Raw genomic sequence first — 1,600 nt, forward strand, 5'->3', positions numbered from 1 at the left:
ATAGAAAGGGATCAGGAGCGGTCAGTTTCCAACTAACAAACCGGTTCAAGCGGTCCCGCTCCGCGGGTCCATTTCAAAACCGCGAGCGACGTCGCCGATTCGAAAATGATCCTCAAACTCTCCTCGTCAAGCCCGGAAGTTGCTTGTAGGAGCATGGGGAGTGTGCCGAGAACAGCAATAACCTGCCTCAAGAACCTTGGAGACGAGCACATGTCGGGTTGTGCGGTTGGCCATGGGAAGCGTTGGACGCAACATGCTCGCTAGGGACCAGAAAATTGTCATCCTGCTCGCAGCATTCAACGGAGCAGAGCACATCACTGAGCAGCTAGAATCCTTCGTTGCGCAATCACACCGAAACTGGGAGCTCGTGGTTTCGGATGATGGTTCGACCGACGAGACGATCGATGTAGTTCGGCGGTTCGGATGTGCCGTACCTCAGAAGGTTAGTCTTATCGAGGGGCCTCGTCGGGGTTTCTGGCAAAACTTCCTGTCTCTCCTGAGATGGGCGCAGCAATCGGACGGCGATCTCTTTGCCTTTAGCGATCAGGACGATATTTGGTTGCCCGAAAAATTAGAGAGAGCCGCGAAATGGTTGGCGGTCAATGGGCCATCGGAAGTGCCGCGTCTTTACTTTAGCCGGACGGCCCTGATCGAAGAGGATGGAACGCCGGTGGGGCTATCGCCTCTATTTCGACGCCCGCCGAGCTTCCAAAATGCGCTCGTGCAGAACATGGGGGGCGGCAATACTATGGTTATGAACCGAGCGGCCATGCATCTGCTGGCTCAAACTCCACACGATGTGAACTTGATTGCTCACGATTGGTGGACCTACCAGATCGTGACCGGGGCCGGCGGGAAAGCCTTCTATGACCCCGTTCCGAGCCTCAAGTACCGGCAGCATGAACGCAATCTAATTGGGTCAAACAGGGGGCCACGGCAGCGTCTTGTAAGGGCCATGGCTTTTGCAAATCGCCGGATGAAGAGCTGGAATGATGTAAACTTGGAAGCCCTGGACAGGATGCGGAGCCAGCTTTCTCAGCCCGCTTTGACCACGCTGGACCGTTTCGCGCTCGCACGGCGGAGCGCGCTGCCGCGCCGCATTTACCTGCTGCACCGATCCGGAATCTATCGCCAGAACGCGCGGGAGACCATTGGAGTGTTCCTCGGAGCCATCTTCGGGTTGATATAGTCTATCTAAGCGACCGCGTTGCCGCGGAGTAGGTTTGCAGAACGACTTCGATCTCGCGGGCCTTCGTAACGTGCGCTCGGTTTATCCAGATGGTCTTGGTGCAGCACCGCCGGCAATGTCGGCGGTGTGCGAAGCCAGTACCATTATTGCCAGCCTGACCTGAGCTCCTTCTTGCATCCAGAGAAGAGCAGAGTCGAAGTTGATTGCAGCCTCAGGTTCACGTCCAGCTCCTCTCCGAGGTGATGGATTTGACCTTGCCCCCAAGTTTATTCAGTCCTGAGTTCGTCCCGGGCGTTGGGTTTGCTCGGATGGGCGGTGGTAGCGACGGGAGCTGGGTGAGCGTCATCCGGCGACCACGCACTGAGGGCTGATCTGGTCGGCTAGGAAGATCTCGTGGATTGTTTCGTCACG

Annotated in this window: 2 protein-coding genes; both read left to right on the forward strand. The window is 56.9% G+C overall.

Features of this window, described 5'->3' with window-relative positions:
• Nucleotides 1–253 precede the first annotated feature (253 nt).
• On the forward strand, nucleotides 254–1,189 hold the full coding sequence (locus tag AAFX91_RS41510; protein WP_130579474.1) for a glycosyltransferase family 2 protein: 936 nt from the start codon (nucleotides 254–256) through the stop codon (nucleotides 1,187–1,189).
• A gap of 34 nt (nucleotides 1,190–1,223) precedes the next feature.
• Entirely contained in the window at nucleotides 1,224–1,352 is a 129-nt protein-coding gene (locus AAFX91_RS41515; protein WP_283813533.1) for a hypothetical protein, read from the forward strand.
• Nucleotides 1,353–1,600: the final 248 nt, after the last annotated feature.

The organism is Bradyrhizobium sp. 31Argb (genome assembly GCF_043638955.1).
In the GTDB taxonomy this organism is placed as follows: domain Bacteria; phylum Pseudomonadota; class Alphaproteobacteria; order Rhizobiales; family Xanthobacteraceae; genus Bradyrhizobium.